The 6,869-nt window shown below is 69.5% G+C and carries 5 protein-coding genes, 1 other RNA gene and 1 pseudogene; all 7 read left to right on the top strand.

Features of this window, described 5'->3' with window-relative positions:
• Window positions 1–59: 59 nt before the first annotated feature.
• Window positions 60–156: signal recognition particle sRNA small type (gene ffs / locus J7E68_RS13270), an RNA gene on the top strand.
• Between the two features lie 42 nt (window positions 157–198).
• Window positions 199–810, top strand: a complete 612-nt coding sequence (locus tag J7E68_RS13265; protein WP_311416900.1) for a rhomboid family intramembrane serine protease — start codon at window positions 199–201, stop codon at window positions 808–810.
• A gap of 113 nt (window positions 811–923) precedes the next feature.
• Window positions 924–1,499 (top strand): hypothetical protein, encoded by a 576-nt coding sequence (locus tag J7E68_RS13260; protein WP_311416899.1) that lies wholly within the window; start codon window positions 924–926, stop codon window positions 1,497–1,499.
• A 60-nt stretch (window positions 1,500–1,559) separates the two neighbouring features.
• The gene (gene pta / locus J7E68_RS13255; RefSeq protein WP_215173321.1) at window positions 1,560–3,683 is read left to right on the top strand and encodes a phosphate acetyltransferase; all 2,124 of its coding nucleotides are present in this window, start codon (window positions 1,560–1,562) and stop codon (window positions 3,681–3,683) included.
• The gene (locus J7E68_RS13250) at window positions 3,680–4,900 is read left to right on the top strand and encodes an acetate/propionate family kinase (protein ID WP_215173319.1); all 1,221 of its coding nucleotides are present in this window, start codon (window positions 3,680–3,682) and stop codon (window positions 4,898–4,900) included. The genes pta and J7E68_RS13250 overlap by 4 nt, the downstream gene beginning before the upstream one ends.
• A 104-nt stretch (window positions 4,901–5,004) precedes the next feature.
• Window positions 5,005–5,805, top strand: a complete 801-nt coding sequence (locus tag J7E68_RS13245) for an HAD family phosphatase (protein WP_215173317.1) — start codon at window positions 5,005–5,007, stop codon at window positions 5,803–5,805.
• Window positions 5,802–6,869: pseudogene (locus J7E68_RS13240) on the top strand (glycoside hydrolase family 65 protein); the annotation flags it as partial. The gene J7E68_RS13245 and the pseudogene J7E68_RS13240, both read left to right, overlap by 4 nt.

Here is a 6,869-nt window from a genome sequence, read left to right as displayed (position 1 = left end):
GTGATCCATGACCTGTCCAGTCTGTCAAAGTGCAGGCGCTGACATCGGCTAGACTTGTCGACGGCTCTCCGCGTGGCGGCATCCAGGCCAATTCCCCCAGGGCGGAAACGCAGCAAGGGTAACCGGGCTCTGCTGGGTGCGCGGAGGGTCACTTTCTTTTGTCAGCGTCCTCCGGGGCAGTCCTGCCAGGATCGTGACGTGACAAGGCCAGACGTGATCAGCACCGCCGACTCCCCGCGCTCCAGCGCACTCGGCCGCTTCCTGTCACCGATCCTGCTGCTCGCGCTGATGTGGGCGGTCCAGTTCGTCGATGCGATCCTGCCCGGCTCGTTCACCGGCTTCGGCCTGCGCTCCTGGGATCTCGCGGGCCTCGGCGGCATCGTCGCCGGCCCCCTGCTGCACGCCGACTGGGCGCATCTGATCGCGAACTCGCTGCCCCTTCTCATCCTGGGCTGCCTCGTCGCGGTCGAGGGCGCACGCAGGTTCTGGACGGTCACCGCGTACGCGGCCGTGATCGGGGGGCTCGGCACCTGGCTCGTGAACGCCCCCGGCGCCCTGACGGTCGGCGCGTCCGGACTCGTCTTCGGCTACTTCGGCTACACCGTCATGCGCGTCTTCGCTCCGGGCAGGGTGGCGCACCGCGTCCTCTACGCCGTGATCGCGATCGTCGTCATCGGCCTGTACGGCAGCACCATGCTCGCCGGGGTCGTCGGCGTGCGCGAAGGGATCTCGTGGCAGGCGCACCTCTTCGGTGCCGTCGGTGGCGGACTCGCGGCGTTCGCAGGCCGACGCGGGCGCGGGCGGGCATGACCCCGACGAGAAGCGGGAGCCGCACCGCGACACGCTCGACGAAGAAGAAGCGCACCCGACGGTCCCGCGGGCGGTCACGGCGGATGTCGCCCCGCCGGCGTGCCCAGAGGCGCGTGCGGCGCATCCGGCTGCTGCGACGCATCGCGCTGTCGGCGGCCGCGGTGATCGTCGTGGCGCTCGCCGCGGTGCTGATCCCGCTGGGTCTCGCCCACGAGAAGCCCCTGGCGATCTGCGTGAGCGATCCGACCACCTTCCCGCCGCAGGGGATCGCCGGCTGGGAGGGCGAGCAGCTCGAGAACGCCGCCACGATCATGCAGACGGCGGCGTCCCTCGGATTCGGGCGCGACGGACAGGTGCTCGGGGTGATGACCGCGATGGGGGAGAGCAGCCTGCGCAACATCGACTACGGGGACTGGGAGACCAGCGGATTCACGAATCCCGACGGCAGCCGCACCACGAGCATCGGTCTGTTCCAGCAGCAGGAGTGGTGGGGCACGCCGGAGGAGCGGATGGACCCGGCGACCGCGGCGACGCTGTTCTACGAGCGTCTCGCGCGGGTGCGCGACTGGCAGTCGATGGAGCAGTCGCTCGCGATCCACCGCGTGCAGATCAACCTCGATCCGACCTATTACACGCGCTATTCGGCGGATGCATCGGCCGTGGTGGATGCTCTGTCGGCGCCCTGCTGATCGGTTTCGCACGGCGGCCGACCCAGCCCTCTCATGGGAGTGTGCGCCTAGGGTGTAACCGTGGCGCAGAGCATCTACATCACCTCGGCCGAAGGCCATACCGGTAAGTCGACCATCGCCCTCGGCGTGCTCGACGCGCTCATGCGCGTCACGCCCCGGGTGGGGGTGTTCCGCCCGATCGCGCGATCGGTGACCGAGCGCGACGACGTGCTCGAACTCCTGCTCGCACACGACGGCGTGCACCTCGACTACGAGGACTGCATCGGGGTGACCTACGACGATGTGCGCGACGACCCCGACCGGGCGCTGTCGACGATCGTCGCGCGGTTCAAGGCCGTCGAGGGGCAGTGCGACGCCGTCGTGATCATCGGCAGCGACTACACCGATGTCGCCAGCCCCGCCGAGCTCGGCTACAACGCGCGCATCGCCGCGAATCTCGCCGCCCCCGTGCTGCTGGTGCTGAGCGGTCGCGATCAGCAGCGTCAGGCAGAGCAGCTGGGCACGACCACCGCGCGCACGGCCTCGGCCGTCGGGCAGATCGGCGCTCTCGCTCTCTCTGAGCTCGACGTCGAGCGCGCTGAGCTCTTCGCGGTGGTGGTGAACCGCGCCGACCCCGAGGCGCTGGGCGACATCGAGGCCGCGGTGGCTGCGGTGCGGCCCCAGAAGACCACCCCGGTGTGGGCGATTCCGGAGGACCGCACGCTCGTCGCACCGTCGATCGACGGCATTCTCACCGCGGTCGACGGGCGCCTCATCAAGGGCGATCCCGATCGCCTGGCGCGGGAGGCGCTGACGATCGTCGTCGCCGGCATGTCGATGGTCAATGTGCTGCCGCGGCTGACCGAGGAATCGGTGGTGGTGATCCCTGCCGACCGCACCGAGGTGCTTCTCGCGACTCTGCTCGCGGATGCCTCTGGCACCTTCCCCCGCGTCGCGGGGATCATCCTGAACGGCCCGTTCCCGCTGCCCGAGCCGATCGTGCAGCTGCTCGACGGCTTCACCTCGACCGTGCCGATCATCGCCACGGACCTCGGCACGTACGATACGGCCGTGCGGGTGATGGGCGCGCGCGGACGCATCTCGCCCGAGTCCCGCGGCCGCTACGACCGCGCGCTCGGCCTGTTCCAGACCCACGTCGACATCGCCGAGCTCACCACCCAGCTCGGTCTCGCCGAGTCCCGTGTGGTCACGCCGCTCATGTTCGAGTACGGGCTCATCGAGCGCGCACGCGCCGACCGTCGACGCATCGTCCTTCCCGAGGGCGATGACGATCGCATCCTCCGCGCGGCAGCCACTCTGCTCGCCCGAGAGGTCGCCGATCTCACGATCCTCGGAGAGGAATCCGTCGTGCGGGCGCGAGCGGTCGAGCTGGGCGTCGACATCACCGCAGCCCAGGTGATCAGCCCCACCGACCCCGAGCACGTCGAGCGCTTCGCGGCCGAGTACGCGCGGCTGCGGGCGCACAAGGGCATCACGCTGGCGCAGGCTGCAGACACCGTCACCGACGTCTCGTACTTCGGCACGATGATGGTGCACCTGGGTCTCGCCGACGGCATGGTCTCGGGTGCCGCGCACACCACCGCGCACACGATCCGTCCGTCCTTCGAGATCATCAAGACGAAGCCCGGGGTCAACGTCGTCTCGAGCGTGTTCCTCATGGCATTGGCCGATCGCGTGCTCGTCTACGGCGACTGCGCGGTGATCCCGGATCCGACGAGCGAGCAGCTGGCCGACATCGCGATCTCCTCGGCGGCGACCGCGCTGCAGTTCGGCATAGAACCCCGCATCGCGATGCTCTCGTACTCGACGGGGGAGTCGGGGTCAGGTGCCGACGTCGACAAGGTCAGGGCGGCGACGGCGCTCGTGCACGAGCGCGCCCCCGAGCTGCTCGTCGAAGGGCCGATCCAGTACGACGCGGCCGCCGACGCCGCCGTGGCCAAGGCGAAGCTCCCCGACTCGGCGGTCGCCGGGCGGGCGACGGTCTTCGTCTTCCCCGACCTCAACACGGGCAACAACACCTACAAGGCTGTGCAGCGCTCGGCCGGAGCTGTCGCGATCGGACCCGTGCTGCAGGGGCTCAACAAGCCGATCAACGACCTCTCGCGCGGTGCGCTGGTGGACGACATCGTGAACACCGTCGCGATCACGGCGATCCAGGCGCAGGCAGAGGACGCGACCGCATGAGCGCCATCCTCGTCATCAACAGCGGATCCTCGTCGCTCAAGTACAGCCTGATCGACATCGAGAACGAGAACGAGCTCGCCTCCGGGCTCATCGAGCGGATCGGACAGGACGTCAGCGCGATCACGCACACCGTGCGGCCCGACACCTCTGCCGGCGCCGTGGTCACCATGCTCGACGCCTCGTACGAGAGCGAGCGACCCGTCACCGATCACGAGGCCGCCTTCGCCGTCATGCTCGAGCAGTTCGACGAGCGCGGCCCCTCGCTCATTGCGCATCCTCCGGTCGCCGTCGGACACCGTGTCGTGCACGGCGGGGCGCGGTTCTATGCGCCGACCCTCGTCACCACGAACGTCGAGGAGCAGATCGAGGAGCTCTCCGTCCTCGCCCCTCTGCACAACCCGGCGAACCTGGCCGGGATCGTCGCGGCGAAGGCCGTGTTCTCCGGCGTCCCGCACGTCGCCGTCTTCGACACGGCGTTCCACCAGACGCTCCCGCCCGCGGCGTACACGTACGCGATCGACGCCGAGCTGGCCGCAGAGCATCGAGTACGCAGGTACGGATTCCACGGCACGAGCCACCAGTTCGTGAGCGAGTCGGCGGCGGCATTCCTCGGACGTGACCTCGCGAGCCTCCGGCAGCTCGTCTTCCACCTCGGCAACGGGGCGTCGGTCACGGCGATCGAGGGCGGTCGGTCGGTCGAGACGTCGATGGGGCTGACGCCCCTCGAAGGGCTGGTGATGGGCACGCGGTCGGGAGACCTCGACCCCGCGGCGCTCGTGCACCTCTCGCGCCGGGCCGGCTATTCGATCGACGACCTCGACGCGCTCCTGAACACGCGCAGCGGCCTCAAGGGACTCGCCGGGCGCAGCGACATGCGCGACATCCTGGCGGGCAGGGATGCCGGAGACCCGGCGGCGACGCTGGCGTTCGACGTGTACATCCACCGGCTGCGCGCCTACGCGGGGTCCTACATCGCCCAGCTCGGGGGCGTCGACGTGATCTCCTTCACCGCGGGAGTCGGCGAGAACGCCGCGGCCGTGCGGGCCGAGGCGATGGCGACACTCGGATTCGCCGGTGTCGAGATCGATCCGGGGCGCAACGCCGCGAGGCAGAAGGGCATCCGTCAGATCTCGACCGATGCCTCGCCTGTCGTGGTGCTCGTGGTGCCGACGAACGAAGAGCTCGAGATCGCCAGACAGACCTCCCGCATGCTCTGATCGACACGCCCTCGGGGGTTACCGCCCGGTGCTGAGCCGCACTACGCTTGCACAATGGCACGGAGAGGTGCCGGAACCCCTCGTCCTTCTCCCTGGAGGCTCCTGTGCCCGAAGCCCTGCCCGATCCGCTCCGCGCCGAAGGCGTCCTGTTCGACCTCGACGGAGTGTTGACACCGACCGCCGAGGTGCACATGCGCGCCTGGAAGGTCGTCTTCGACGACGTCTTCGAACGCTGGGGCATCACGCCTGCCTACACCGACGCCGACTACTTCGACTACGTCGACGGCAAGAAGCGCTACGACGGGGTGGCGAGCCTGCTGCACAGTCGCAACGTCGAGGTGCCGTGGGGCGCGGTCGACGATCCGCCCGAGGCCGAGACGATCTGCGGCATCGGCAATCGCAAGAACGCCGCGTTCGCGCAGTCGCTGCGTGCCGAGGGCATCGCGCCGTACCCGGGTTCGCTCGCCCTCGTCGAGAAGCTCTCCGCCGCCGGCGTCCCGCTCGGTGTCGTCTCGAGCTCGAAGAACGCGGAAGAGGTGCTCGGTACCGCCGGCATCCGCTCGTTCTTCCGCATCGTGGTCGACGGCGTCGTGGCCGAGCGCGAGAATCTCGCGTCGAAGCCGTCGGCCGACATGTTCCGCGCCGGAGCGGTCGCCCTCGGGGTCGACCCCGCGCACAGCATCGCCGTCGAGGACGCGACGTCGGGAGCAGCGTCCGCCGCGGCCGCCGGATTCGCGATCGTCGTGGGCGTCGACCGCGGCGCCGGAGCCGATGCACTGCGAGACGCCGGCGCGACCGTCGTCGTCGACGATCTCGACGTCTTCCTCTCCGATTCCGCCGGCTCGGCCGGCCAGGCAGACTCGACCCCGCAGGCCACCAGCTCCGACGACCAGGAGACCGCATGATCGACCGCGACCGCTTTCCCGTAGACCCCTGGCGGCTCGTCGAGACGCGCTACTCCGAAGACGGAGTCGCCGAGACCCTGTTCGCGGTGGGCAACGGCTACCTCGGCCTCCGTGGCAACCACATCGAGGGCCGCGGTGCCCACGAGCACGGCACCTTCATCAACGGACTGCACGAGACGTGGCCGATCCGGCACGCCGAACAGGCCTACGGATTCGCCGAGGTCGGACAGACGATCGTCAACGCTCCCGATGCCAAGGTCATGCGGGTGTACGTCGATGACGAGCCGATCTCGTTCGACGAGGCCGACGTCCGCGAGTACCGTCGCACGCTCGACATGCGCACCGGCGTGCTCGAGCGCATCGTCGTGTGGGAGACCCCGTCCGGCAAGCGCGTGCGGATGCGCGACGAGCGCATCGTCAGCTTCGAAGAGCGCCACCTCGCGGTGCTCCGGCTCGAGGTCGTCGTCGAGAACGCCGACGCGCCCGTGACCGTGAGCTGCCAGATGATCAATCGCCAGGACGGCGCCGGAGTCTATGCGGGCACCCCGAACCAGGCGAAGGGCGGCTTCGATCCTCGCAAGGCCGAGAAGATCGCCGAGCGCGTGCTCGATCCCGGTGAGCACTGGCAGGACGGACTGCGCTCCGCGCTGTCGTACACGGTGGCGGATTCGGGCATGACGGTCGCCGTCGTCGCCGACCACATCATCGAGACCGAGAACGACTACACGTCGCGCACGCTGATCGAGGCCGACATCTCGAAGAACGTGTTCCGCGTGCAGGCGAAGGCCGGCGTGCCGATCACCGTCACCAAGCTCGTCAGCTACCACACCTCGCGCGGGGTGCCCCCTCGCGAGCTCGTCGACCGCTGCCGCCGCTCGCTCGATCGCGTCGCGTTCGAGGGCGTCCAGGCGCAGTTCGACCGGCAGGCCGACTGGCTCGCCGCGTTCTGGGCGCGCAGCGACGTGCAGATCGGCGAGCACGACGACATCCAGCAGGCGACCCGCTGGTGCCTCCTGCAGCTGGCTCAGGCCTCGGCGCGCGCCGACGGCACCGGGGTGCCCGCC

Source organism: Microbacterium sp. ISL-103 (genome assembly GCF_018613995.1).
Classification (GTDB): domain Bacteria; phylum Actinomycetota; class Actinomycetes; order Actinomycetales; family Microbacteriaceae; genus Microbacterium.
The sequence above is the reverse complement of the archived record's forward strand: the minus strand, read 5'-3'. Positions and strand labels throughout refer to the sequence as shown.

Excerpts from the sequence above, each read along its gene's own strand:
- J7E68_RS13250 (WP_215173319.1), top strand. The coding sequence starts at position 3,680 with ATGAGCGCCATCCTCGTCATCAACAGCGGATCCTCGTCGCTCAAGTAC.